The organism is Clostridium amylolyticum (genome assembly GCF_900142075.1).
GTDB lineage: Bacteria > Bacillota > Clostridia > Clostridiales > Clostridiaceae > Clostridium_AA > Clostridium_AA amylolyticum.
Window position 1 is genome coordinate 104567 of sequence record NZ_FQZO01000002.1, and the last position, 25369, is coordinate 129935.

22 protein-coding genes, 1 pseudogene and 1 other annotated feature are annotated in these 25369 nt (G+C 34.0%); of the genes and pseudogenes, 8 read left to right on the forward strand and 15 right to left on the reverse strand.

Translation table 11 applies throughout. The annotated features are described in order from the left end of the window. Nucleotides 1–32: 32 nt before the first annotated feature. Both ileS and BUA82_RS21215 read right to left on the reverse strand, forming a co-directional pair. Nucleotides 33–3137, reverse strand: coding sequence for an isoleucine--tRNA ligase (gene ileS, locus BUA82_RS05070; protein ID WP_073005333.1), 3105 nt, complete (start codon nt 3135–3137; stop codon nt 33–35). Between the two features lie 62 nt (nt 3138–3199). Continuing rightward, nucleotides 3200–3491 (reverse strand) — a binding site (T-box leader). 144 nt (nt 3492–3635) lie between these two features. Further along, a pseudogene (locus BUA82_RS21215) lies at nt 3636–3801 on the reverse strand (YkvA family protein); the annotation flags it as partial. 581 nt (nt 3802–4382) lie between these two features. Between BUA82_RS21215 and BUA82_RS05080 the strand changes: the two are divergent. After that, entirely contained in the window at nt 4383–4574 is a 192-nt protein-coding gene (locus BUA82_RS05080; RefSeq protein WP_073006189.1) for a (2Fe-2S)-binding protein, read from the forward strand. Nucleotides 4575–4648: 74 nt separating this feature from the next. Here BUA82_RS05080 and BUA82_RS05085 read toward each other — a convergent pair whose 3' ends face one another. Together BUA82_RS05085 and BUA82_RS05090 are read right to left on the reverse strand one after the other, a co-directional pair. Beyond that, nucleotides 4649–5557: an ABC transporter permease gene (locus tag BUA82_RS05085; protein ID WP_073005335.1), complete on the reverse strand. Its 909-nt coding sequence runs from the start codon at nt 5555–5557 to the stop codon at nt 4649–4651. 2 nt (nt 5558–5559) lie between these two features. Then, the gene (locus tag BUA82_RS05090; RefSeq protein WP_073005337.1) at nt 5560–6477 is read right to left on the reverse strand and encodes an ABC transporter permease; all 918 of its coding nucleotides are present in this window, start codon (nt 6475–6477) and stop codon (nt 5560–5562) included. Nucleotides 6478–6731: 254 nt separating this feature from the next. Between BUA82_RS05090 and BUA82_RS05095 the strand changes: the two genes are divergently transcribed. Continuing rightward, complete coding sequence (locus BUA82_RS05095; RefSeq protein ID WP_073005339.1) at nt 6732–7244, forward strand: nitroreductase family protein; 513 nt, start codon at nt 6732–6734, stop codon at nt 7242–7244. Between the two features lie 58 nt (nt 7245–7302). Here BUA82_RS05095 and BUA82_RS05100 read toward each other — a convergent pair whose 3' ends face one another. From BUA82_RS05100 to BUA82_RS05110, 3 genes are all read right to left on the reverse strand, one after another. Next, nucleotides 7303–7806: a hypothetical protein gene (locus BUA82_RS05100; protein WP_073005341.1), complete on the reverse strand. Its 504-nt coding sequence runs from the start codon at nt 7804–7806 to the stop codon at nt 7303–7305. A 93-nt stretch (nt 7807–7899) separates the two neighbouring features. Next, nucleotides 7900–8508 carry a DUF1643 domain-containing protein gene (locus tag BUA82_RS05105; RefSeq protein WP_073005343.1) on the reverse strand — a complete coding sequence of 203 codons (609 nt, stop codon included), beginning with the start codon at nt 8506–8508 and terminating at the stop codon, nt 7900–7902. A gap of 75 nt (nt 8509–8583) precedes the next feature. Next, a complete protein-coding gene (locus BUA82_RS05110; protein ID WP_073005345.1) occupies nt 8584–10512 on the reverse strand; it encodes an ABC-F family ATP-binding cassette domain-containing protein in 1929 nt (642 codons plus the stop codon). Nucleotides 10513–10678: 166 nt separating this feature from the next. On the opposite strand from BUA82_RS05110, the gene BUA82_RS05115 reads away from it, so the two are divergent. After that, the gene (locus tag BUA82_RS05115) at nt 10679–10873 is read left to right on the forward strand and encodes a hypothetical protein (RefSeq protein ID WP_073005348.1); all 195 of its coding nucleotides are present in this window, start codon (nt 10679–10681) and stop codon (nt 10871–10873) included. A 63-nt stretch (nt 10874–10936) separates the two neighbouring features. On the opposite strand, the gene BUA82_RS05120 is transcribed toward BUA82_RS05115, so the two are convergent. The 5 genes from BUA82_RS05120 to BUA82_RS05140 all read right to left on the reverse strand — a co-directional run bounded on the left by BUA82_RS05120 (nt 10937) and on the right by BUA82_RS05140 (nt 14443). After that, the gene (locus tag BUA82_RS05120) at nt 10937–11680 is read right to left on the reverse strand and encodes a LytR/AlgR family response regulator transcription factor (RefSeq protein WP_073005350.1); all 744 of its coding nucleotides are present in this window, start codon (nt 11678–11680) and stop codon (nt 10937–10939) included. Then, nucleotides 11680–11868: a hypothetical protein gene (locus BUA82_RS05125; RefSeq protein WP_073005352.1), complete on the reverse strand. Its 189-nt coding sequence runs from the start codon at nt 11866–11868 to the stop codon at nt 11680–11682. The genes BUA82_RS05120 and BUA82_RS05125 overlap by 1 nt, the downstream gene beginning before the upstream one ends. 11 nt (nt 11869–11879) lie before the next feature. Then, entirely contained in the window at nt 11880–12878 is a 999-nt protein-coding gene (gene floA, locus BUA82_RS05130; RefSeq protein WP_073005354.1) for a flotillin-like protein FloA, read from the reverse strand. A gap of 33 nt (nt 12879–12911) precedes the next feature. Continuing rightward, on the reverse strand, nt 12912–13415 hold the full coding sequence (locus BUA82_RS05135; RefSeq protein ID WP_073005356.1) for an NfeD family protein: 504 nt from the start codon (nt 13413–13415) through the stop codon (nt 12912–12914). A gap of 158 nt (nt 13416–13573) precedes the next feature. After that, nucleotides 13574–14443 carry a sensor histidine kinase gene (locus tag BUA82_RS05140; RefSeq protein ID WP_073005358.1) on the reverse strand — a complete coding sequence of 290 codons (870 nt, stop codon included), beginning with the start codon at nt 14441–14443 and terminating at the stop codon, nt 13574–13576. 145 nt (nt 14444–14588) lie between these two features. Here BUA82_RS05140 and BUA82_RS05145 point away from each other — a divergent pair, with 145 nt between their 5' ends. Further along, the gene (locus tag BUA82_RS05145; protein ID WP_073005360.1) at nt 14589–15764 is read left to right on the forward strand and encodes a class I SAM-dependent rRNA methyltransferase; all 1176 of its coding nucleotides are present in this window, start codon (nt 14589–14591) and stop codon (nt 15762–15764) included. Nucleotides 15765–15969: 205 nt separating this feature from the next. After that, a complete protein-coding gene (locus BUA82_RS05150) occupies nt 15970–16800 on the forward strand; it encodes an endonuclease VIII (RefSeq protein WP_073005362.1) in 831 nt (276 codons plus the stop codon). A gap of 295 nt (nt 16801–17095) precedes the next feature. Here the strand turns inward: BUA82_RS05150 and BUA82_RS05155 are convergent, their stop codons facing one another. After that, nucleotides 17096–17599: a hypothetical protein gene (locus BUA82_RS05155; protein ID WP_073005364.1), complete on the reverse strand. Its 504-nt coding sequence runs from the start codon at nt 17597–17599 to the stop codon at nt 17096–17098. Between the two features lie 636 nt (nt 17600–18235). Here BUA82_RS05155 and BUA82_RS05160 point away from each other — a divergent pair. The 3 genes from BUA82_RS05160 (at nt 18236) to BUA82_RS05170 (ending at nt 22135) form a co-directional block, all read left to right on the forward strand. Next, nucleotides 18236–19678, forward strand: coding sequence for an aminoacyl-histidine dipeptidase (locus tag BUA82_RS05160; RefSeq protein WP_073005366.1), 1443 nt, complete (start codon nt 18236–18238; stop codon nt 19676–19678). Between the two features lie 162 nt (nt 19679–19840). Then, the gene (locus BUA82_RS05165) at nt 19841–21772 is read left to right on the forward strand and encodes an OPT family oligopeptide transporter (RefSeq protein WP_073005368.1); all 1932 of its coding nucleotides are present in this window, start codon (nt 19841–19843) and stop codon (nt 21770–21772) included. Next, on the forward strand, nt 21773–22135 hold the full coding sequence (locus tag BUA82_RS05170; protein ID WP_073005370.1) for a hypothetical protein: 363 nt from the start codon (nt 21773–21775) through the stop codon (nt 22133–22135). It begins immediately after the preceding gene. A gap of 185 nt (nt 22136–22320) precedes the next feature. On the opposite strand, the gene BUA82_RS05175 is transcribed toward BUA82_RS05170, so the two are convergent. After that, on the reverse strand, nt 22321–23643 hold the full coding sequence (locus tag BUA82_RS05175; protein ID WP_073005372.1) for a family 4 glycosyl hydrolase: 1323 nt from the start codon (nt 23641–23643) through the stop codon (nt 22321–22323). 34 nt (nt 23644–23677) lie between these two features. Then, nucleotides 23678–25234 (reverse strand): PTS transporter subunit EIIC, encoded by a 1557-nt coding sequence (locus BUA82_RS05180; RefSeq protein ID WP_073005374.1) that lies wholly within the window; start codon nt 25232–25234, stop codon nt 23678–23680. Nucleotides 25235–25369: the final 135 nt, after the last annotated feature.

A 25369-nucleotide genomic window follows, 5' to 3' on the forward strand; every position in this document is an offset into this window, starting at 1 on the left:
AGATATTTTTTCGCCTTAGCAGGGGATTTAATTTATTTTCTTTCTACTTTTAGGTCTAACTTTTCACCATTTATGGTTGTTTCAGTGTATTCAGCTTCTGCATTGTATAGAACTTCTACTGAAAGGGTTTCTTTCTTTATGAAGTCTTCAAACTTTTTAATTACTTCTAGCAGCATATCATTGTGAGCTGCGTAAAGCTTGATTTTGTCGGAAACTTCGAAGCCGCTTTCTTTTCTCATGTTTTGAACCTTGGAGATTATTTCTCTTAAGTGACCTTCTTCTTTAAGCTCAGCGGTGATGGTGGTGTCAAGAACTACACCCATTTCTCCTTCTCCTGAGAAGGCATATCCTTCAAGGCCTTGCATAGTTACTAGTAGGTTTTCACTATTTAAAGTAATCTCTTCTCCATTTACATTGATAACTTCAGTACCGCCATTTTGAACCTTTTGTGCTAATTCCATCTGATTTTTCTTAGCAATTTCAGCTCTTATAGCAGGTATCAACTTACCATAAGCTCTTCCTAACACTGGAAGGTTTGGTTTTATTTCAAAATTAACATATTTGGAAAGGTCTGCTCCAAATTGAACTTCTTTAATATTTAACTCATCCTTTATGATATCTCCATAATAAGCTGGAAGGGATTTAGTGCTTACTAACATCTTTGATAATGGCTGTCTGTTCTTTATGTTAGCACCGTTTCTTGCGCTTCTTCCTAGCTTAACTATCTTAGATGCCATATCCATCTCTGCTTCTAGCTTTTCATCTACAAGCTCAGCATTATATGAAGGCCATGTACATAAATGTATGCTTTCCTTAGCATCTTTATCCAAAGCAACTACTAGATTCTGATAGATTTCTTCTGTAATGAAAGGTACAAAAGGTGCTGCTACCTTAACTAAAGTAGTAAGTACTCTATATAAAGTTACATAAGCCCCTATCTTATCATCAGTTAAAGTTTCACTCCAGTATCTTGATCTATTTCTTCTTACATACCAGTTGGAAAGCTCATCGGTAAACTCCTCCACAGCAAGAGCAGCTTGAGTTATCCTATAGGAATGTAAGTCTTCATCTACAGTTTTAACTAATGTGTTAAGCCTTGACATTATCCATTTATCCATCACATTGTCAGATACAAAATCTGAATATTCTAATGGATTAAATTTATCTATTTCTGCATATAGCACATAGAAGGAATATACATTCCATAAAGTACTTAAGAACTTTCTTCCTGCTTCTGCTACATCATCCTCTGAGAATCTTGTAGGAAGCCATGGTGCGCTGGCAGTGTAAAAATGCCATCTAGTTGCATCTGCTCCTTGGTTTTCTAGTACATCTAAAGGATCCACAACATTGCCTTTATGTTTTGACATCTTAATGCCGTGCTTATCTAACACGTGACCTAAAACTATACAGTTTTCAAAAGGACTTTTGTCAAATATGGCAGTGGATATAGCCAGTAAAGTATAGAACCATCCTCTTGTTTGGTCCACAGCTTCGGAAATAAATTGAGCTGGGAAATTCTTTTCAAATATCTCTTTGTTTTCAAAGGGGTAATGCCATTGTGCAAAAGGCATGGAACCTGAGTCAAACCAGCAATCTATAACTTCTCCTGTTCTTTTCATAGGCTTTCCACAATGAGGACAAGTAAGCTTTATCTCATCGATATAAGGTTTATGAAGTTCTAAACCTTCTGGAACATTTATACCCTTTTCTTCTAATTCTTTTCTGCTTCCTATGCATTCTCTATGTCCGCATTCACAATCCCAAATTGGAAGTGGTGTTCCCCAATATCTGTCTCTGGAAATACCCCAGTCTATTACATTTTCAAGGAACTTACCAAATCTTCCGGTTCTCACGTTATCTGGATACCAGTTAATTTTATCATTATTTTCTAAGAGCTTATCTCTTAGAGAAGTCATTTTTACAAACCAGCTGTCCTTTGGATAGTAAAGAAGTGCAGTGTCACATCTCCAGCAATGAGGATAGGAGTGAGTGAACTTCTCTGATTTATATAAAAGATTTTTTTCCTTCATGTACTCTAAAATCTTAGGATCTGCTTTTTTAACAGGCATACCTTTAAAAGGTTCCACTGCATCTACAAACTTTCCTTCTGCATCCACTAGGTTTATTAATGGAAGGCCGTTCTTTTTACCTAATAGGTTATCATCTTCACCATAAGCAGGAGCAATGTGAACTATACCAGTACCATCGGATAAAGTTACAAAGTCTCCATGAACGATGTAAAATGCTTTTTCCTCTGGAGTGTAGAATGGGAAAAGCTGCTCATATTCCATGCCAAGAAGAGCTTCACCTTTAAATTCTTTAACTTTTTCATATTTCCCATCTAAAACATTTAATAAAGCCTTGGCAAGATATAGATGCTCTCCATTTTGAACAACCTCTACATAATCATAAGATTTATTAATAGCAAGAGCCACGTTACTTGGAAGTGTCCAAGGAGTAGTTGTCCATGCTAGTATATATTTATTTTCTTCCCCTTTAACCTTAAACTTTACAAATGCTGTAGCTTCTTTTACATCCTTGTACCCTTGAGCCACTTCGTGAGAAGATAATGCAGTACCACATCTTGGGCAATAAGGAACTATCTTATGACCTTTATATAAAAGATCCTTATCCCACATTTGTTTAAGAGCCCACCATACAGACTCTATATAATTGTCATGATAAGTAACATATGGATCATCCATATCTACCCAATATGCTGTCTTCTCTGACATTTCTCTCCACATATTAACATAGCTGAAAACACTGCCTTTGCATTCCTTAACAAACTTCTCTACCCCATATTCTTCTATTTGAGGCTTACCAGAAATACCTAATTTCTTTTCAATTTCTAGCTCTACAGGGAGTCCATGAGTATCCCAACCTGCTTTTCTTAGCACGTGGTATCCCTTCATAACCTTATATCTTGGAATTATGTCCTTCATAACCCTGGTAAGCACGTGACCTACGTGTGGTTTACCATTAGCTGTAGGAGGTCCATCATAAAATGTAAATTCTTCTGCTCCGTCATTCATGTCAAAGTTTTTTGTTATAACATCTTTTTCTTTCCAGAGATGAGCTATTTCTTTTTCCATATCTACAAAGCTTCTGGAGTTATCAATCTTTTTGTACATTATTAATCCCCTTTCATGAGTTCTATTATCAAATTTTAGTTACAAATAAAAAAAGCTCCATCCATCAGGACGAAGTTCTGTTCGCTATACCACCTATAGGTCTGCCTATCATTTATATTAGCATTAAATCTATATTAAACCTACATAGAATTACGGCTTTATAAAAAGAAAGGCTAAAATTCAAGCACCATCATGCTCTATCCCCTAACGCAGGATTGCGGGTCAGCTTACTCTAAACTTTCAGCCGCCAACTCCCAGGTGATCTTCGCTAAATTCTCACTGCAGCCCTTACACCCTAGAGACCGCTCTCTTAAAGCTCCAAATCTAACTACTTCTCCTGATCATAGTTTTTCATTAAATTATAATACTAAAGAAGACAGTTGTCAATTATAAGATATCCAATAATACACCATATTATAACTATAATAACAGCTCCCCACATAATCTTAGGTTTTCCTTGTTGACCTTCTTCCTTTGCTAGCTTTCTGCACTTCTCTAATACATGGTTAGGTATAAGTTTTATGGCCAAGGCAATACCTAAAGGGAGTAATATCAAATCATCTAGATATCCTAATATGGGAATAAAGTCCGGTATTAAATCTATAGGGCTTAACGCATAGGCCACCACTATAGCAGCTACAAACTTAGCATACCAAGGAGTATCCTTATTCTTATAAGCAAGATATAAAACTTTTATTTCTAATTTAAGAGCTTTTGCTTTTTCTTTAATTTTATCTAACATGGAAGTCCTTCTAAATTTAGAATCTAAAATCATGGAGGAAATTCCTCCGGAGTCTCTACTAATTTATGTATATTATAGAAAATCTATTTGAACTTGTCTATAATTGATAAATTTAAATTTACTAATTAATTATATAAGTTATCTAAAATTTCGCCAGGAATTTTTTCTTACATTCTAAATTAATTTTTAATTATAATTTTTTAATTCTTAATTAACAATCCCCCTTGATTTTTAATTTATCTTGTGGTTTAATATAAATAACAAATAATTATTCTCTATTAATAACTTTTCAATTACATTCCCCCTTACTGATAATTGAAATATATGGAGGACTAATTATGGAAAACAATTTTAACGAAAAATATGATCAAGCACAGGATAAAGCTAATAAAGAAATATTAGATAAGTCAAAAAAGGAAATGGAGAAACAGGAATCTTCTAAATCTAATAAGAAAGATGAAGAAGAAAGCGAAGAAGATAAACAACGAAGACTCCAGGAGCTAGTGCTTGATAAACACACAAAAGTATGCTTATGCAAAGCAATTCCTAGACTTAAAATTAAAGAGGCCATAGCCAATGGAGCTGATACTGTAGAGAAGGTACAAAAAGCTACAGGAGCTGGCTCAGGCGGTTGTGGTGGAAGACGATGTACCCCCAAGATACAAGAGCTTCTAGAAAAACAACTGAACCAATAGTTGATATTTAACCCTCTAAAAAAGTGGTATCCAAAAGATACCACTTTTATTTTACTTTATTGGGTTATATATAATTAAAGTTTTACATCGAAAGCATCTCTTAAACCGTCACCTATAATATTTACGCAGGTAATGGTTAAGAATATGCATACACAAGCAGGAAGCCAGTACCACCATAAATATTGTAAGGTAAATATGTCTGTAGCAGACTGGGCCATGTTTCCCCAGCTGGGTACAGGGGGTATGACGCCTAACCTTATGTAACTTAGTGAAGTTTCAATTAGTACCCCATTAGCAATTCCCATGGTAGATGCTACTATAACAGGGCCTATAGTGTTTGGAAGTATATATTTAAAAAGCTTCCTGCTATCCTTTATACCCAAAGCCTCTGCTGCTTCCATGAATTCTCTTCCTTTCATGGCTAGCACTTGGCTTCTTATAAGCCTGCATACCCCTGGCCAAGTTAACATACCAATAATGATCATAACTATATATATCCTCTTATAAGAATATATATCTTGAGTAGACATCAAATCACTAATGAGAATAAATATTGGCAAGAAAGGCATACTTATAAGTACGTCACTTATTTTCATTATCACTGCATCTACAATTCCACCATAATAGCCTGCAAGAACTCCTAAAACTGTACCAATTAATATTTGAACCAACGAAGCTAAAAAAGCTATGACTAAAGACACTCTTCCTGCATAAAAAAGTCTAGAAAGTAAGTCTCTGCCCAAGGAGTCAGTGCCCAATAGATGCATAAGGCTAGGCGGAGTATTCATATTAGGAAGATCTAAAGTATCCATTTTATATGGATAGATTATAGGTCCTATTATAGCTGCTATAACTATAAAGGATAATATGTAAAAAGCCGCCATAGATAACTTGTCCTTTTTAAACCTTCTAAGAGAAACTCTCCAAGGTGAAAGTATCACTTCTTTTTCTGCGGTATTATTAACTTCTAATTCCATATCCATAATTACGCCTCCTTTGCCACTCTTATTCTAGGATCTATTATATGCATAACTATATCAAAGAAATAGTTGAAGGCTACGGTAATGAAGGCTAATACTACTACACTACCTAGCATTAAAGGATAATTCCTGTTAAAGGTTGCTTGGGTAATTAACGATCCTATTCCATTAAACTGCAATATAGTCTCTAGCAAGCATCCTGTGAATATGATAGTGTTTAAAGATACACCCACGGCTCCTACTATCCCTACTAAGGAATTTCTCATACCATGCTTAAATAAAATTTTAAAAGTTCCTAAACCTTTTGATTTAGCTGTTTTTATATAATCCTCTGATAGTATATCAATCATCATGCTTCTGCTGTATTTCATAAATAACGGAACATTAAGAAGCACTAAAAATACGAAGGTAAGCCTATTATTTACCGTTCCATAAAAATACTCCACAGATACTTTAAATGTATAAAAATAAACAGCCATAAATATTGTACAGACCACCACCACTGGGCTGCTTATACCTATAAGCACCAGTATTCTGCTAACCCCGTCAAAAACCCCGCCTTTCTTATAAGCAGCTAAGGCTCCTAATATAACCCCTAATATTATGCTCACACCAAAGGAAAGCACATACATGGAAGCAGAATTTTTTATAACATCTTTTATAATGTCCTTTACAGGCACCTTACTTCCAAAGGCATTTCCTAAATCAAAAGTTGCTAACCTTTTACCCCAGTATAAAACTTGTTGTGGTTTAGTTTTATCCAGCCCCAGTTCTCTTCTAAGTTCATCTTTGTCTTCTCTCTTCATAATAAAGTTGTTAGTATAGTCCCCTGGAAGATAAACAAATAGTGTAATAGAAAATATAAATATAAGTATTAAAGATGTGAACATGGAAAATGTTCTTTTAAGCAAATATGTCCTCATAGCCTCACCCCAAATTAAATATTTTGCTTATCTAATATAGTACTACTAAAGGAACATATTGTAAATGTTTCAAAGGTTTATGATATAGTTTAGTTACTACATACATAATTAAGTGGACTTTTAATTTGAACTTTCAATGATAATTTGGTAAAATGTGCTTTAACTACTAAAAAATATTTTTTTAAAATTAGAATAGATTAATGCTTTTATAAGTATTTTAAATTAGACCTAAAGTAAATAGGAGGTTGAAAATTATGAATGTTTTAGATGCTATTAAAGGAAGGCGCAGTATAAGAAAATATTCCCCTAAAGCTGTAGAGGAAGAAAAAATAAATAAGATCCTTGAAGCTGGAAGGCTTGCTCCATCAGCTAGAAACAACCAACCATGGAAGTTTATATTGGTGGATAATAAAGAAATAATAGAAAAGCTATATCATGCAGCTCAAGGTCAAAAACAGGTGTTAGAGGCCCCTTTAGCCTTAGTGGTTTGTACAGAGGGTTTAAACAGAACTATGATGTGCGGTCAGCCCTCTAATACGGTAGATGCTTCCATAGCCTTATCTTACATGATGCTAGAAGCTCATGAGCAAGGCCTTGGTACCTGCTGGCTAGGCATGTTTGATACCAATATGGTAAGAGCAATATTAGATATACCTGACGATGTCATGGTAGCGGCTATGACCCCATTGGGATATCCTGCAGAAGAACCAGAAGCAAGATCTAGAAAGGAATTACCAGATATAGTTTGTTACAACAGGTATAAGTAAAAATAAAAGCATTGCCTATAATATGTTTAGGCAATGCTTTTATTTTAAAATTATATAGTTATTTTAATTCAGAAGGCGGCATAAAACTTTCTGTTTCAATTAAGATTTTCTTATCATCTTTTACAAAATATACTATTCCTTTTTCACTAATTATTTTACTTTCTGCACCTTTTTTATCTACACTGATTTCCACATCATAATCAGCCTTAAACTTCTCCTTAAAATTATCATCAAAGTTTAATTTTATATTCTTTACTTTCACTGACACGCCTTTTTCCGCTGCAAAGTTAGGATATAATATAGGGATCCTTTGATTTGTTATACTCTCTAAGTGCTCTTTTGTCACCATATACATCATTTTATCATAATTCTTTCTGCCCTTTTCCTCCACCTGATCTAAGGTAAGCTCTTCTGTGTTTATTTCAGTTTCCTTGTATTCCTTAAATACTTTTGTAGCTTCTTTTTTGTCCTTTTCAGTGATTTCTCTACTAGAAGAACACGCTGTAAATAATAGCATAGAAATGAATAATAACATGAGCATAATAGTTACTATCTTTTTCATATAGGCACATCCTTTATATTATATTACAACTCTATTATACCATATAAATACTTTTATTAAATATTTTACCAATTAATATTATTTTACTTATGGCTAATATTTATTTAATGTATCTTTATATCCCCAGCATAAACAGCTTTTAGGATGTCCTGTAATATTTTTTTCTCCCACTGTATAAATCTGCTGAGTGGAATTAAGCCTTTGGCTTTTTCTTAAGAGATTTATAACATAGTCTGCATTGTCCTTAAAGAACTTTTGCAGCACGTTAACTGGAGTGCCCCAGGCTAATATTATCTTATCAGTGTTAAAAATATATTCTTTAAGAAGCTGCCTATTTTGAATAGCCCTTCCTTCCTCTATAAACAAATTATCATTGCCGCTTATGAAGTCAGGCCCTTTTTCATATAGCTTTTGTATTATGTGATTGCTTTTGCAACAGCATAGGGGAAAGAGGCTCATTATTATGACTTCTCCAACATCCACTAAATCATGGCTTTGGTATACATATTTTAGTATTCTATATACTTTGCCATCGCAGTCAGTTTCATCCGCAGCTCCCATGTTTTTTATTATCACTAATAAAGACTCTTTACCTTTACCTTTAAGCCTTATCCTAAGGACATATCTTCTTTCATTGTCCTTATCAGTTATAGTAAATATACTATTTTTATCTACAAACCTAGGGTACCTATAACGTGCCATTAGCAATACTCCTCTAAGTACTTTTTAATGTAATCTTTATTAATACATATTTAGCTTAGATGAGTTATATTACTATTAAATTTTAGAAGCTTCTATTTTAGCCGCCAATTCATTAAGATATTCCCATCTTTCATACTTTTCTTCTAATTTAATTTGCAGAGCTTCCTTTTCTTCTAAAAGTTCCTGAAGCTTTTCATAGTCAGAAGCTGAGACTTCAATGGATTTTTCTAAACTCTCCATTTGATTTTCTATATCTTCTATGATCCCATCTATTTCTTCGAATTCTATTTGTTCCTTAAAGGTAAACTTAAGTGGTTTCTTCTTTTTTTCTTCAGATTTATCCACAGAAGATATTTTTTTATCCACAGTATTCTTAGAATTAGTAACACTATTCACTTCTTCTTCTCTAGCTTCAATAAAATCTTCATAATTACCATTATATTGTTTTATTTTACCTGCTCCTTCATAGAAGAATATTTTACTGCATATTCTATCTATGAAATATCTATCATGAGAAACTGTAATTACAGCTCCTTTAAAATTGTCTAAATAATCTTCTAAAACCTTTAAGGTTTCTATGTCTAGGTCATTAGATGGCTCATCTAGAAGCAGTACATTAGGTGCCTTCATAAGTACTCTTAGTAAATATAGCCTTCTTTTTTCTCCTCCAGAAAGCTTTCCTATAGGAGTCCACTGCATAGTGGCATCAAATAAAAATCTCTCACACATTTGGGATGCAGATATTTTCTCTCCATCAGAAGTAGCTATAAATTCCGCTTCTTCTCTGACATACTCTATAACTCTCATATCATCATCCATGTGCTGATTTTCCTGAGAAAAGAAACCTATATTTACTGTTTCCCCAATGTCTATGCTTCCTCCATCAGGTTTTATTTCTCCATAAATAAGCCTCATTAAGGTAGATTTACCAATACCATTAGGCCCCACTATCCCAATCCTGTCATCTCTAAGAAGGGTGTAGGTAAAATCTTTAATAAGAGTTTTGTCCTCTATACTTTTACTAAGGTTCTTTATCTCTATGACCTTCCTACCTAGGCGTGAGCTTACAGAAGAAATATCTGCAGCTTGAGATTTTTGTGTAACCTCTTTACTGCTAAGCTCATCAAATCTTTGGAGTCTAGCCTTTTGCTTTGTACTCCTAGCCTTCGCACCTCGCCTTACCCAAGCTAGTTCCTTCCTTAATAGGTTTTGTCTTTTATCCTCGCTGGCAGCTTCTAAGGCTTCTCTCTCTAACTTTTTTTCAATAAAAACACTATAGTTTCCTTCATAGCTGTATAAATTTCCTCTATCTAATTCAATTATCCTGTTAGCTATTCTATCTAGAAAATACCTATCATGGGTAACCATAAGCAAAGCGCCTTTTCTGCCCTTTAGATACTTTTCTAACCAATCTATGGTTTCATTGTCCATGTGGTTAGTAGGCTCATCTAGTATAAGAAGATCACAAGGAGTTATTAGCGCCGAGGCCAAAGCTACCCTCTTTCTTTGCCCTCCAGACAATTCACCCATTACTGCGTTGTAATCCTCTACCCCAAGCTTTGTTAAAATGGTTTTAGCTTCGCTTTCTAAATCCCATAGATTCATATTATCTATGGAGCTTTGAAGCTTTAAAAGCCTTCCATTGTACAAGTTGTACTCTTCTTCTGATAATTGTCCTTGAACTTTATATAAAATTTCTTCATATTCCCTAAGGAGCGTTAGCTCTTGTGAGTTACCGTTAAAAACTTGCTGTATTATAGTAGCTTCATCATCATAAGCTGGATTTTGGGAAAGATACTCTATCCTTGCCCTATTAGCCTTTATTATATTGCCTGAATCTGCCACCTCTACCCCTGCAATTATTTTTAATAAGGTAGATTTTCCTGTACCATTGACACCAATAAGTCCTATCTTTTCCCCTTCATTTATTCCTAGTGATATATTTTCAATTAAAGCTTTTTCACTATAGCTTTTACTTATATTTTCAACAGATATTATATTCATTAAGCTTCCTTCCTTTATGTACAAATTTTCTACTAATATAGTAGCACATATGGGTCTAAATACGAAATATCAATGTTTGTGGTAATTGATCAATAAAAAACATTTTATTTGGATATAATACCTTTGTCTAGTGAATTAACTAAATACTAACTAAGGAGGTCTTCTCATGCCTTGGATAAAACAAAAAGAAATGGAGCTATACAATAAACTAGAAAATAAACTTAAGTCTTCATCCACTAAAGATAGTGCTGCAATGGAAGGTATGGTGGGTAGCACAGGAATCCCAGAAAATATAAATGGAGATATCTCAAGCATTGATAACGGCAGTGTAGCTGAAGATATTAACACTTCCCCACTGTAGATGACATTATAATAATATGCAAAATTAAAGCCATGCTGTTATTATCAGCATGGCTTTGAATCTTTAAAGATTAAACATTTTTTTAAGATCTTCATACTTTTCATGAGTCAATAAAGCATCCATTTCTGTATCTTTAAGCTTAACCACATAAGTCCATCTTCCATAAGGAAATATCTTGCTTATTTTAGAAATATTAATTATATAGGACTTATGGCTTCTCATAAACTTATTAGCATCAAGTTTATCTTCTATATCTGTAAGAGCTTCAGAGGTTACAAATCTCTCTGAAGAAGTGTATATGACAGTAGACTTATCTTCTCTTTGAATGAGAATGATATCTGATGAATCTACAAAGCTTATTCCTTCTTTATTTTTAATTATAAGCTTATCTAGGGATTTGCTTGGCCTTATTTTATCCTCCACTTTAATTTCAGTGTTTTCCTTGAGTATTCCTTTAATTCTATCTAAAGTCTGAAATATCCTGTCGATTTTAAAAGGCTTTATAATATAGTCAAAAGCATATATCTCAAAGGCTCTTGGCATATATTCATTATGGCCTGTTGCAAATATTATCATAGTTTTAGGATTAATCTCTAAAATCTTTTCGGCACATTCTACACCAGACATGCCGTCTAATTCCACATCTAAAAACACTATTTCCGGAAGATTCTTTTTAAATAAGTTTAAAGCTTCTTCTCCACTGGCTGCCTCTCCTATAACATCAAAGCCTTCCATTTTTGTTACTGCTTTTGAAATTAAGAGCCTCATGCCAGCTTCATCGTCTACTATCAATACCCTATAATTCATTATGGTTTTCTCCTTAAATATCTTCTGTTAGATTTTTCTCTCTTTGACACAGGCTTATTTAAGATTTCTGACATAATAAATGCCTGTTTTAATCTACTGGAAGTAATCTCCTTAACAATACTGTCAATATAACCAGTATTATTATTTTTATCCTTTTTATCCATAGAATTTCTCATAGAGTCATCCATATTCTCAACTCCTATTTTTGATCCTTGGATTTGTTATCCTTATTATCAGAAATTGTTAGTTTGCTTTTTCCTGATTCAGATATGGAATTTCTCATATTGGTATCTGATACTACATTTTGCATGTCATAATAGTCCATTATGCCTAGTTTTCCTTCTCTTAAAGCTTGAGCAAGAGCTCTTGGAATTTCTGCTTCTGCTGCTACAACATCTGCTCTCATTTCTTGTTCTCTTGCTACAGCCATAGCTCTTCTTTCTTCTGCCTTAGCTTGGGCAATGTTCTTATCAGCTTCCGCTTGAAGGGTTTGAAGTTGTGCACCAATATTTCTTCCCACATCTATATCTGCTATATCAATAGAAAGTATTTCAAAGGCTGAACCTGCATCTAAACCTTTATTTAAAACAGTTTGAGAAATTTTATCAGGGTTCTCTAAAACTTCTTTGTGAGACTCTGAACTACCTACTGTAGTTACTATACCTTCACCAACTCTTGCAAGAATGGTCACTTCCCCAGCTCCACCCACAAGTCTTTCAAGATTAGCTCTTACTGTAACCCTAGCTTTAACTAATAATTCTATACCATCTTTAGCCACTGCTGATACATTAGGAGTTTCAATAACTTTAGGGTTAACGCTCATTTTTACTGCTTCTAAAACATCTCTTCCTGCTAGGTCAATTGCTGCTGCCTTTTCAAAAGGAAGATCTATGGATGCTCTTTCTGCTGCTATCATTGCATCAATAACCTTATCTACATTACCACCTGCTAAAAAGTGAGCTTCAAGTTCATTAACACTAACATTTATACCTGCTTTTGTAGATTTAATTAATGGTAAAACTATTCTGTTAGGACTAACTCTTCTAAGTCTCATACCTACTAGATTAAATATGCTTACCTTTACTCCAGCTGCTAAGGATGAAATCCATAAACCTAATGGTACAAAACTAAAGAATATTGACAATACCACCAAAACCACTGCCACTGTAATTATAAGAGAAATTGTACTACTATCCATAAAATTAACCCCTTTCTTTTAAGTCATAAGACTTTAATTGATTACTTTTCTTACTAAAATTTTGTTACCTTTAACCTTTAATATTTTTACCTTAGTGCCTTTTAAGATATACTCACCATCGGTGACCACATCTAGCTTAACTCCTTCTATATCAGCACTTCCAGAAGGTCTTAAGTCTGTAATGGCCATTCCCTCTTTGTCGATAAAGTAATTTAAATCATCGGAACTAATATATCCTTTTTCTTTCTTCTGTTCCTCTGTTAACACCAGGGTTTTGCTCATCCTTCCCCGAGAAAGAGAATTTAGCACAATGCCTAACAGCACACCCACTATAGCAAAAACTCCCAGCATCAATATCAGCCCTTCAAAGAAAGAATTTGCTGCAAATAAAACTGATAGTATTAGACATACCGTTCCAGAAATACCTGCCACTCCAAAGCCTGGAATGAACATTTCTATTACTACTAAAATTATCCCTATGGTAAATAATACTATTGCTACAGCACTTACATTGCTAATAAATGCTCCCCAGTCCATTTTCTCACCTCTCATAATCTTATTATGCTATTATACTATATCAATATTCCAGTAATTAAAATTCATATGCCACAACTTATACATTTAACTTGTCCAAATGTCACTTTTATAATACTAAACTAATTTAGGTATAAACTTCTATAGCTAAAATCATACCTTTAACCTTGGATTTTATCTGCTGTGTTTTTAGGAATTTCAATATAAAAGCTAGTCTTATCATCTATGGAAGTGAGCATCAAGTTACCATTATAATGTTCTACCAGTTCTTTTACTATAGAAAGTCCCATACCTTGACCCTTATCTCCTTTTGTAGTAAAGCCTTCTTCAAATATACTATCTATAATTGCTTCAGGTATTTTAGGACCATTATTTATTATGAATGTCCTAAAACTTAAACTATCTTCAGATATTTCTATATATAACTTCTTCTTTCCAAGATTTTCTCCTAAGGCAAAAATTGCATTATCTATTAAATTACCTATAATTCTGCAATATTCCCAAGAAGGCATATAAAGTTCTTTTAAATCTGAAGTGATGCTAAGCTCTACATCTATATGTTTTTCCTCAGCTATGTGCATCTTAGCTTGTAGTAAGGCGTTTACCGCAGGTTCTGAAGTTTTAAGAGCCTTATTTACCCTAGATATATCTTTATAAACAGGCTCCATGTATTTTAGGGCCTCATCCTGCTCTCCTAATTCTAAAAGTCCATAAACAATCTGAATATGATTTAAAAAATCATGTCTTTGAGCCCTTAAAGTTCTGTTCAGCTCCTTTAAATCATTTATACTTTGAACAAGGCCTTGCTTTTCTCCATTGCTGAATATAAGGGAATATAAGCTTCTTATTGTAAAAAAGCTATTTATAGCCATGGTTAAAGCAATTATATAAAGAACACCGCTTAAAGCCTTAAGATTTTCTCCTGAATGGCTGTTTACTATTAAAAGCAATATGAGAATTATCTGTATGCTGTTTACAATCAAAGAACCTATAATAATTTTCTTCCCTATACTAACATTGGAAATTTTCATTTTTACTCTCCTACCATATTTATGCATTTCATTATAATAATGTATTTATATTATATCACCAAAATTACATCATACAAAATATTGTATTATTTCTCTTCCTTTGTGCTATAATTTTAACAGGATTTTTTACGAAGGAGAGGATTTTATGTCCTGTAAATTTTATTTGAATACCGGAAAAGGTAAAAAGGCACAGCAAGGCCATCCTTGGATTTATACCGACGAGATAGATGGCTATGATGGAGATTATGAAAATGGCGATATTGTAGATGTATATAGTTCAAAGGAACAGTTTATTGGAAAAGGATATATAAATGATGCATCTAAAATTGCCATAAGAATTCTAACTAGAGATATTAATGAGGATATAGACTATGAATATTTCAAGAAAAGCTTTAAACATGCTTGGAACTATAGAAAAGATGTAATAGACACTTCCAGCTGTAGATTTATATTTGGAGAAGCAGATTTTCTTCCTGGCCTTACCATAGACAAATATGAAGACTACTATGTAGTTCAATTTTCCACCTTAGGTATGGATAAGTTTAGAGATGTAGTAGTTAAACTTTTAGTGGAGGAATATGGCGCTAAAGGTATTTATGAGAGAAGCGACATCTCTACTAGAGAGCTAGAAGGCTTGGAACAAAAAAAAGGTTTTCTCACTGAACCCTTTGATACCATGATTCAAATAGTGGAAAATGGAGTTAAATATAATGTGGACTTAGAAAATGGACAGAAGACTGGTTTCTTCTTGGATCAGAAGGAAAATAGAAAAGCCATTCATAGAATATGCAAGGACAAAGAAGTGCTAGATTGCTTTACCCATACCGGCTCCTTTGCACTAAATGCAGGGATAGCAGGGGCTAAAAGCGTTTTAGGTATAGATGTTTCACAGCATGCAGTGGATTTTGCTAGAAAAAATGCTGAGCTTAATAATCTTTCTGAAATAGTTAAATTTCAATGTGATAATGCCTTTGATATACTCTCAGAATGGTCAAGAGCTGGAAAGCAGTTTGATGTGGTAATACTGGACCCTCCTGCCTTTACTAAGTCTAGAGACACTGTTTTAGGAGCCAAAAGAGGCTATAAAGAGATAAATCTTAGAGGCTTAAAAATGGTAAGGCCAGGAGGATATTTTGTAACTTGCTCCTGCTCCCACTACATGAAAGAAGAACTCCTAAGCAGCATCATAGCTGATGCAGCCAAGGATGCCAAAAGACAGCTTAGACAGATAGAGTTCAGAACTCAATCCGCAGACCACCCAATACTTTGGAATTCCGACGAGTCATACTACTTGAAATTCTACGTGTTTCAAGTAATTTAAAATTTATAATGGAGGTTTAAAAGCAAGAAGCTTATAAGAGTTTCTTGTTTTTATATATTGTAATAAATGTATAATCTAGGTTATATTATACCTATAAAAGTAAAAGGATATTATATAACCGCATAAGTTATTCTATAATGTATAATAAATATGCTGCTGTTCTTCAGCTTTTATTGAAAGTTTCAAATAGAATGGAGTGTTATAAATGCTTGAAATACCTGAAAGCCATACTATATCAAAACAATTAAACCAAACAATTAAAGGTAAAACAATTCAAAATGTGTATGCAAACTCATCACCACATAGTTTTGCGTTTTTTTTCGGAGACCCTAATCATTATCACAGCTTACTTACCAGGAAAATTTTGGGAAACGCCGCAGCTATTGCCGGTCAGGTTGAGATAACGGCTGAAAACTCCAGATTATTATTTAGCGACGGCGTCAATATTAGATATTTTAACCCAGGAGAGATTCTCCCCAAAAAGCATCAGCTTCATATTGAATTTCAGGATTCTTCCTCTATAGTATGTACAGTTCAAATGTATGGCGGCCTTTGGGTATTTTCCCAGGGAGAAAATGATAACCTCTATTACCTTGTAGCAAAGCAAAAGCCTTCACCTCTCTCTGAGGAATTCCATGAAAACTATTTTGAAACTTTACTGTCAGGCGTGAAACAATCCCTCAGTGTAAAGGCTTTTCTTGCCACTGAACAACGTATTCCTGGACTTGGAAATGGAGTATTGCAGGATATTTTGTTTAACGCTAAAATCAATCCCAAAAGCAGACTTGAAGCGCTCTCCCAGGAGGAAGTAGAGAGTTTGTTCAAAAATATAAAAAATACTCTTTTTGAAATGATAGATAAAGGTGGACGTGACACTGAAAAGGATTTGTTTGGTTCCAGAGGAGGATATAAGACAATACTTTCCAATAAGACCTTTAAGAATCCCTGTCCCATATGCGGAGATACTATTATCAGACAGGCATACCTGGGAGGTAATGTATATTATTGTCCCACATGCCAACCCATCAGAAAGTAGTTTAAAACCTTAAAGGTAATAATCAATTTAGACATACCATTGGTTATTTATTTGTTGTAACTAAACAAAGCTAAACTGGTGTTACAAAATGGATGAGGACTATAATAATCAGCTATAAGACTTATTAATCATTAAATATTAATCAAAGGCCTGAATTGAGTTCTTTAAAAGGGGACTATGGCATAACACATATGTATTATGCCATAGTCCCTTTTCAGCTGAAGTTTTTCTGAGTATTCTTCTCAGAAAAACCTCCATCATTCTTAATTCTAAATTCTAAATTTTAAATTCTCAATTATCTCCCCAGTCCTCTTCCTGCACCGTTTCTACCCATGCCTTGACCTTTGCCCATTCCTTGGCCATTTCCATTGCCTTGTCCATTTAGGCCCATACCTGTTCTCTCTCTTCCAAAGGAACCATCACAACTATTTATGTTGCTTTTAAGGTCTTCTTTATATTTAGCTGCATCTTCTTTGGTGACTTTCCCTTCTTCTACTGCCTTATCTATAAGCTTTGATTTTTCTTCTAACATAGTGCTTTTTATTTGATCTTCTGTTATCCCCTTTTCTTTAGCTAGATCATACATAGATTTCCCTTCAGTTCTGCCTTCTGTAAACTCATCCTGAGATATTCCTAGTTTTTCTAATATAGTATTTCTAATTTCCCATCCTCTTTGAGAAATCTTTCTTCCAAGTTCTAATCTTTGAGGCTGTGCTGAAGAGCTTGTCGCTGCATAAGCTGTTGCACCTGCCCCTAATGCTATAGTAATTGCTAATGCTGCTAATAAACCTTTTTTCATATTAATCACTCCTTGTTATTAATTTTACTTATGTATTTATAATAGCCAATAAATAAGGCAAAATTATGTCCTAAATTAAACATTTTATAGAGTTTTATAATATATAAAATTAAATTATAAAATAGATACTATTAAAAAATTAAATAAAAGTTAACCATTTTTTATGATATTTTTAAATACATTTTATTGAAAGTGTATTTAAAGAATGGTAGAATACAATATGTAAATGTTTACTCTGATAAATATCATTCTATATTATTAAATAACAAAACTTTAATTTTTATTACAACAAATATTACACTGCTCTTATTTTGAATGTTAGGTGTAACTATTTCTTCTTTGTTTCTAAGCAAACTTCTATTGCTGCTCTCCTTGTGTTCAAGCTTAAAGGCAAGAATAATTTCAAAGATTTGCGTTATCCTATATATATCATCCTTACCAGTAGATTATTTTCTTTATTAAAAACACATCTTGGTTAAAATTTTAAAAGATGATATTTCCACTAATATTTTCAGATTTCTTATTATCAATGTACTTTTTATACTGTACAGAAGTTAAATTATTAATTTTATAGGATGAATAAAGCGTATTGCTTGTATTTTTATTAGTGTAAAAACATTGGAAAGGAGAATTTTAATGGATAAATTAAAAGATCTTAAGCCATCTAAAGTCTTTCATTTCTTTGAAGAACTCTCAAATATACCCAGAACATCCGGAGATGAAAAAAGAGTTAGTGATTGGCTTGTAAGCTTTGCCAAATCTAGGAACCTGGAGGTTTATCAAGATGAATGGCTAAATGTGATTATCAAAAAAGAAGGCACAAAGGGTTATGAAAATTCACCTGCTGTAATTATTCAAGGTCATATGGATATGGTAGGAGAAAAGTCAAATGAAAGTAATCATAATTTTTTAACTGACCCTCTAAGCCTAAGGGTAAAAGATGATTACATATATGCTACGGATACAACCCTTGGCGGAGATGATGGTATCGCTGTAGCGTATGGATTAGCCCTTTTAGATTCTGAGGATATACCTCACCCACCCATGGAACTGCTTATTACCACCAATGAAGAAACTGGAATGGATGGAGCTGCGAACCTAGATGCTTCTCATTTAAAAGGAAAGACCATGATTAATATCGATGCAGAAGAAGAAGGAATCTTCCTAGTGAGCTGTGCAGGTGGTACTACAGCCACTGTAACTTTTGAACCTAAGTATGAGGATCATGGCGGACAAGGGCTAAAAGTATATATAAAGGGACTTCAAGGAGGGCACTCAGGAATAGAAATAATCAAACAAAGAGCCAATGCCGTAAAACTTTTAGGTAGATTGCTCTATAGTCTTAATGAAGAAATTGATATTAAATTAATTTCTTTACAGGGTGGAGCAAAACATAATGCCATAGCTAGAGAAGCTTTTGCAAACATAGCGCTATCAAAGGACGATCACAATAAAGCATATGACATTGTAAATAAAATTAATGATGAATTTAAAAATGAATATAATATTGAAGATCCAGACATCAAAATAGAATTGGAACCAGTACAAGTAAGTAGGGTTATGTCTAAAAAAGATACCAATAGCATAATCAACTACATGGTTACTGTGCCTGATGGAGTGCAAACCATGAGCAAAGCCATAGAAGGTCTTGTGGTAAGCAGTTTAAATTTAGGAGTATTGGAAGAATCTAATGGAAAAATCAAGTTTACTCATGCCATAAGAAGTTCCATAAAAAGTCTTAAATTCGAAATTACAAATAGGGTAAAAACCATTGCAGCTTTATGCGATGGTAGCATGAAAACCTTCAGTGACTATCCTGAATGGCAATATGAAGCTGACTCTAAAGTAAGAAAAATTGCTATAAAAACTTATGCTGATCTTAATGGTAAAGAACCTAAAATCGAAGCTATTCATGCAGGATTAGAGTGCGGACTTCTTAAAGAAAAGCTTCCTGATGCAGATATGATCAGCTTTGGACCTAACCTTTACGATGTTCATACGCCTAATGAACATATGAGCATATCTTCTGTGGCTAGAACTTGGGATTTTCTTTTATCCCTGCTCACAAATCTAAAATAATGAAATGATTCTTAACTTCAGGTGGAGCCTTCTCAAAAAACTACCTCTCCACCTGAACCCTAGCATATACTAATGCAAGCAACTCATAATTCTTGACTTAAAATACAATAATAAATAAAAATTTAAAAATACTAATTAAATGAAAAGAGAGGGGTACAACCCATGAGTGAAAATAGGAAAAAACTTTCTGCCACTGCCTATGGTGGAATAAAAGGAGAAGATTACATTCCATTTATCCCAACTACTGAAGTAATGCCTGAAACTACTGGTTATTCTATAATTATAGGTATTATTTTTGCTTGTATCTTTGCAGCAGCTAATACTTATTTAGGTCTTAAAGTAGGACTTACCATTTCTGCTGGTATTCCAGGTGCAATTCTTGCTACTGGATTATTAAAAGGTTTATTTAGAAGAAACAATATACTTGAAGCTAATATGATAGCATCTCTTTCAGCTATGGGAGAATCCATAGCGGGGGGAATAATATTTATACTTCCTGCTTTAATTCTTTCTGGTTTTGGATTATCTATTGCTCAAGTTGCTATAGTGACAATTATTGGTGGAATAATGGGTGTATTCTTCATTACCCCTTTAAGAAGATTTCTTATAGTGGAAGAACATGGTACCTTAATTTATCCAGAGTCCATGGCTGCTGCTGAAGTACTGGTTACAGGTACTGAAGGAGGTAGTGCTTTTAAAACTGTTTTAACCGGACTTGGTGTAGGTGGTGGATATAAATTCTTATCTGGTGGTTTAATGTTTTGGTCGGAAAGCGCTAGTTACACTGTAACTCAATATCAAGGCACCATGATAGGAGTAGATGCTTTAGCTTCACTGCTGGGTGTAGGTTTTATCGTAGGAACTCATGCTTCAGCATTAATGTTTGGAGGTTCCTTAATAGCCTGGTTCGCTTTAATACCATTAATTAAATTTTTAGGTCAAGGTCTTGCAGTTCCATTATTCCCTTCTACTAAGTTAATTTCAGAAATGTCAGCAAGCCAAATTTGGAGTAGTTATATAAGATATATAGGTGCTGGAGCAGTAGCCATGGGAGGTTTTATCTCCTTAGCTAGATCCTTACCTACTATAATCAGAAGCTTTAAACAAGCTATGTCAGGTATTGGAAGCAAGAATACTGGTGATGTAGATAGAATAAATGTGGAAGCTCCACTAACATGGGTTATTGGCGCAGCGGTATTTGGATTTGTTGCTACTTGGCTTGTACCTGCAATAAATGGTGGTGTGCTAGGTGCTTTAGCTGCTGTAGTATTTAGCTTCTTCTTTGCTGTAGTTTCAGCAAGGATGGTTGGTATTATAGGTGCATCTAATAACCCTGTTTCTGGTATGACTATTGCAACTTTACTCTTTGTTACCTCCTTATTAAAGTTAACTGGTGTAACTGGAGATGCTGGAGTAATGAAGGCTATTTTAATAGGAGGCGTGGTTTGTGTGGCCATAGCTGTGGCAGGTGGTACTGCTCAAAGTTTAAAAACTACTTACGTCATTGGTGGAAACCCTAAAAACGTTCAAATAGGAATGTTCATAGCCCTATCTATAGCCTCAGTAGTAGCAGGAATCGTAATAATAATGCTGGATAAGGCTTATGGCATTGGTGGTACTGAAGTAGCTGCTCCTCAAGCTTCCTTAATGAAGCTCATAGTGGATGGTATAATGACAGCTCAGCTTCCATGGACCTTAGTTATTGTAGGTGCTGCTATAGCAGTATTCTGTGCCCTTGTAGGATTGCCTATACTACCTGTAGCCCTAGGGATCTACTTACCCATAAACCTAAATGCTGCCATATTAGTTGGTGGAATAATTAGGGTGCTAGTAGAGAAGAAATTTACTAACAATGAAGAAAGAAAAGCCGAATCTATAGAAAAAGGTACCTTGCTAGCCTCCGGTCTAGTGGCAGGAGATGCTTTAATAGGTATCATAATTGCAGCCTTTGCTACCTTAGATATTAACTTAGGTTTGGGTAAAGCTTTATTACCTGCTCTTTCTGAAAGCAATCTTTTTGCCTTTATTATGTTTATACTCCTTGGATTGTGGATTTACTTATTCTCATCAAAAAAGAATAAAGGAGCTGTGTAAATGTCAAATACCAATGCTAAAGATAAATACAATTTTGCCTTGTATGTTCCAGTTATTAAGCATGATAAATGGGAAGTTACTGATGGTAAAGTACATCTTTACTTTACCGTTAAAGACCCCATAAGAAGATTTGCAGGATGGCTTGTAAAAAAATCTCCAAAGAATCATCTAGAATTCGATGAGTTATGCTCTAAAGCTTGGTGCTTAATAGATGGTGAAAAGAGTATTTACGAAATATCCAAAGAAATGAACAAGAAAACTAAAGCCGATGCCAATGATGATTTAAGGAGACTTGTAACCTTTATACGATACATCTCTAAAAGAGGTTGGGTTTCTTTTAAAGAAGTTAAAAGCATACAATAATATTACTACTACAAATACTGCTAAATATTATGATAAATAAGTGTAAAATTAAAATATAAATAAAAAAGGAGCTTTTATATGCTTTGGCCTTACGCCAGTGACAAAAGCTCCTTTTTATATTTTAATTTAAAAGCTTATTATTTAATATAAATAACCATAACTTATATGGCTAACATTATATTTAGTTAACTTAAATACCAATAATCCTTATTGGCTTCCATTAAATCATCTAATACTGCTTTAGCCTTTTCAGGGTTAACTACAGTTCTATTTAAGGTTAGAGCCTGTAAAGCTTTAGTATAATCTTTCTCTAAAAATGCTTCTACAGTTAGTAGCTCATAAGCATGCTGACCTTCCATAAGCCCCTTATAAAAAGGCTTTATGTCACCATATTTATATGGGTTAGCACCATTTTTACCTACAGTACCGGAAACCTCTACGATGGCATCCTTGCTGAAGTTTGGTATGATGTCATTGTTTCTGCTCATAAGTATAAACTCATTATGCAGATCATAAGCTATGGACTCAGCTAGCTCCACCATTAAATCTCCAAAGACACTATTGGTTATTATTTCAATGTCATCTACGGAATCAGTTCCTACTGCCTTGCTGCAAATCTCCCAAACTTCTTTTTCTCTGCTGTCTTTTGCTTCATCCGCTCTGGTATAGTTTGGATCGCTTTCTGATACTATTTCCTCCGAGAAGAAATAATATTGCAAATAAGTAGTAGGTATATACTCATCAAAGAAATTCATATATTTATTTACCCTTAAATAGGTATCAAGCCAAGACTTTGAGCGTTGCTCTGCATTATAAGGCTTAAAGTCATAATCTCTTAAATATGTTTTTAAAGTCTCATAATAATCCTTTCCATCAGTGCCCTTAAGCTCTGTAAACCAACCAAAGTGATTTAGTCCAAAGTAAGTGGCTCTTAGGATACTTTGTTCCACCCCTAGAATTTTTGCAAAGGACCTCATAAGAGAGTATGGTTGATCACATAAGTTTAAAATTCTCTTATCCTCAGGAAATACCTTATCTAGTCCTAAGGCAACTATAGCCGCAGGATTTGTATAGTTTAATATCCATGTATCCTTAGAATGTTTACGAACCTGGTTAACCATTTCTATCATAGCGCCTAGTGATCTCATACCATAGGAAAATCCTCCTGGTCCACAGGTTTCTTGACCTACTAAGTCGTATTTTAGTGGAATCTTCTCATCTAGACTTCTCATTTCATTTTTTCCAACACGCATTTGACAGAATACAAAATCAGTATTTTCATATGCTGTATCAGGATCTATAGTGAATACAACCTCTGTCTCTGGAGAATATGTTTTTAAAACTAATCTTATATAATCCTCCATTTTTGAAGTTCTTTCTGAATCTATATCATAAAAGATAACCTTCTTTAATGGAAATCTTTCTTTTAATTTAACTAAACTTCCTACTAGTGCCGGAGTTCTAGCACTACCTGCTCCTGTTATGGTGATTATATTGCTGCTTCTCATGTGTTTCCTCCTTTATATGATTTTCCTTTAGCTGCTATAACCTCTGCAACTCTTCATCCACTTCATTTCTAACGAATTCTACCAGCGGTCCATAAACTATATGAATATGCTTAGATGCAGGGAAGAATATTCCTGTACATCCTGAGGTCTCTAAAAGCTTACGATCCACTAATTTAACATCTTCTAAATCAATCCTTAAACGTGTAATACAGTTATCAACATTTTTTATATTTGGTTTCCCGCCTAAAGCTTGTACTACTATTTTTGCTATTTCATCATATTTCTTTTCTCTTATTAGTGAATTATCTAATGATGGAGAATCTTCTCTTCCTGGAGTCTTTAAATCAAATTTTAATATCGCCCACTTAAATACAAAGTAAGTTACCACTGCTAATATTAATCCAATAATTATAAAACTTACCCAGTTAGTCTTCTCATAAAGTAATCCAAATATGGCAAAATCAAATATCGTTCCTCTTATGTATCCTATACCTACATTGGCTAAGGAAAGAGCCACAGCACCTACTCCAATAATAACTGCATAAGCTGCATATAATAGTGGTGCAATAAACACAAAGGAGAATTCTAAAGGTTCTGTAACATTACCTAATAAAGCTGTTAATATACATGTAATCATCAAAGATTTTACTAGTGGCTTGTTTTCCTTATAGGAAGTTTTATACATAGCTAGTCCTATTGCTGGAAAAGCAAATAATGTACAAAGCATTTGTTGTTGAGCCATAAATCTTGTTAATGATGGCATCATGCTCCAATGCTCACTGCTAGGACCTAGTTTAAATAAAACATGGTTTAAAGTTGGAACTACTCCTACAAAGGTCTGTCCATCTATTACATAACTTCCTCCTGCTTCAGTGAATCTAAATAATGCATTCCATAAATGGTGAAGACCAAAAGGAATAAATAATCTTTCCCCTGCTGCGGTAAAGAATGGTCCTACTGGACTTAAAAATACTACGGATAATTTAGTTAATAGTGACACAAATACTTCCCAAATGAATGGAATCACTAAACCTATTACAAGCATTATCCCCATGGTGATTATTGGAACCGATTTCTTACCAGAGAAAAAGGCAAAGGCAATAGGTAATTCCAGCTTGTAAAATCTATCTGTAACCCAAGCAGCCACTAAACCGGTGATGATTCCACCTAGTGCGTTTATATTCATTGTTTGAATTCCTAAAACTTTTATCTGTCCATACTGACTCATCACTGCTGGATCTGCTAACTTGCCAGTTACAACTAGCCAAGCATTCATGGTAATAATTAAAATAATATATCCTATCACCGATGCAAACACGGATATACCTTTATCCTTCTTAGACATACCATAGGCCACACCCATAGCAAACATTAACGGAATATTGTCAAATACCGCACCAGCTATGGTTCTCAAGTTAACTAAAATAGTGTTTAGTACGGTATTTCCTAAGAAAGGAAACCTAGCAATCATATAAGATTGAACCAGCGCACCTGTAATACCTAATATCATTCCCACAGGAGCCATAACGGCAATTGGTAGCAATAAGGTTCTTCCAAATCTTTGTATCTTTTGACTAAAATCCTTGGACATTTCACTTCCCCCATTATTCAAATTATAATTATTAATTTATGAATACGTTTTTATTAAAGAGCACTCTTTTCAATAACTATTTTACATATATATAAGATGCCTTACAATAATTCTAGATGATACTCTTTACCTATA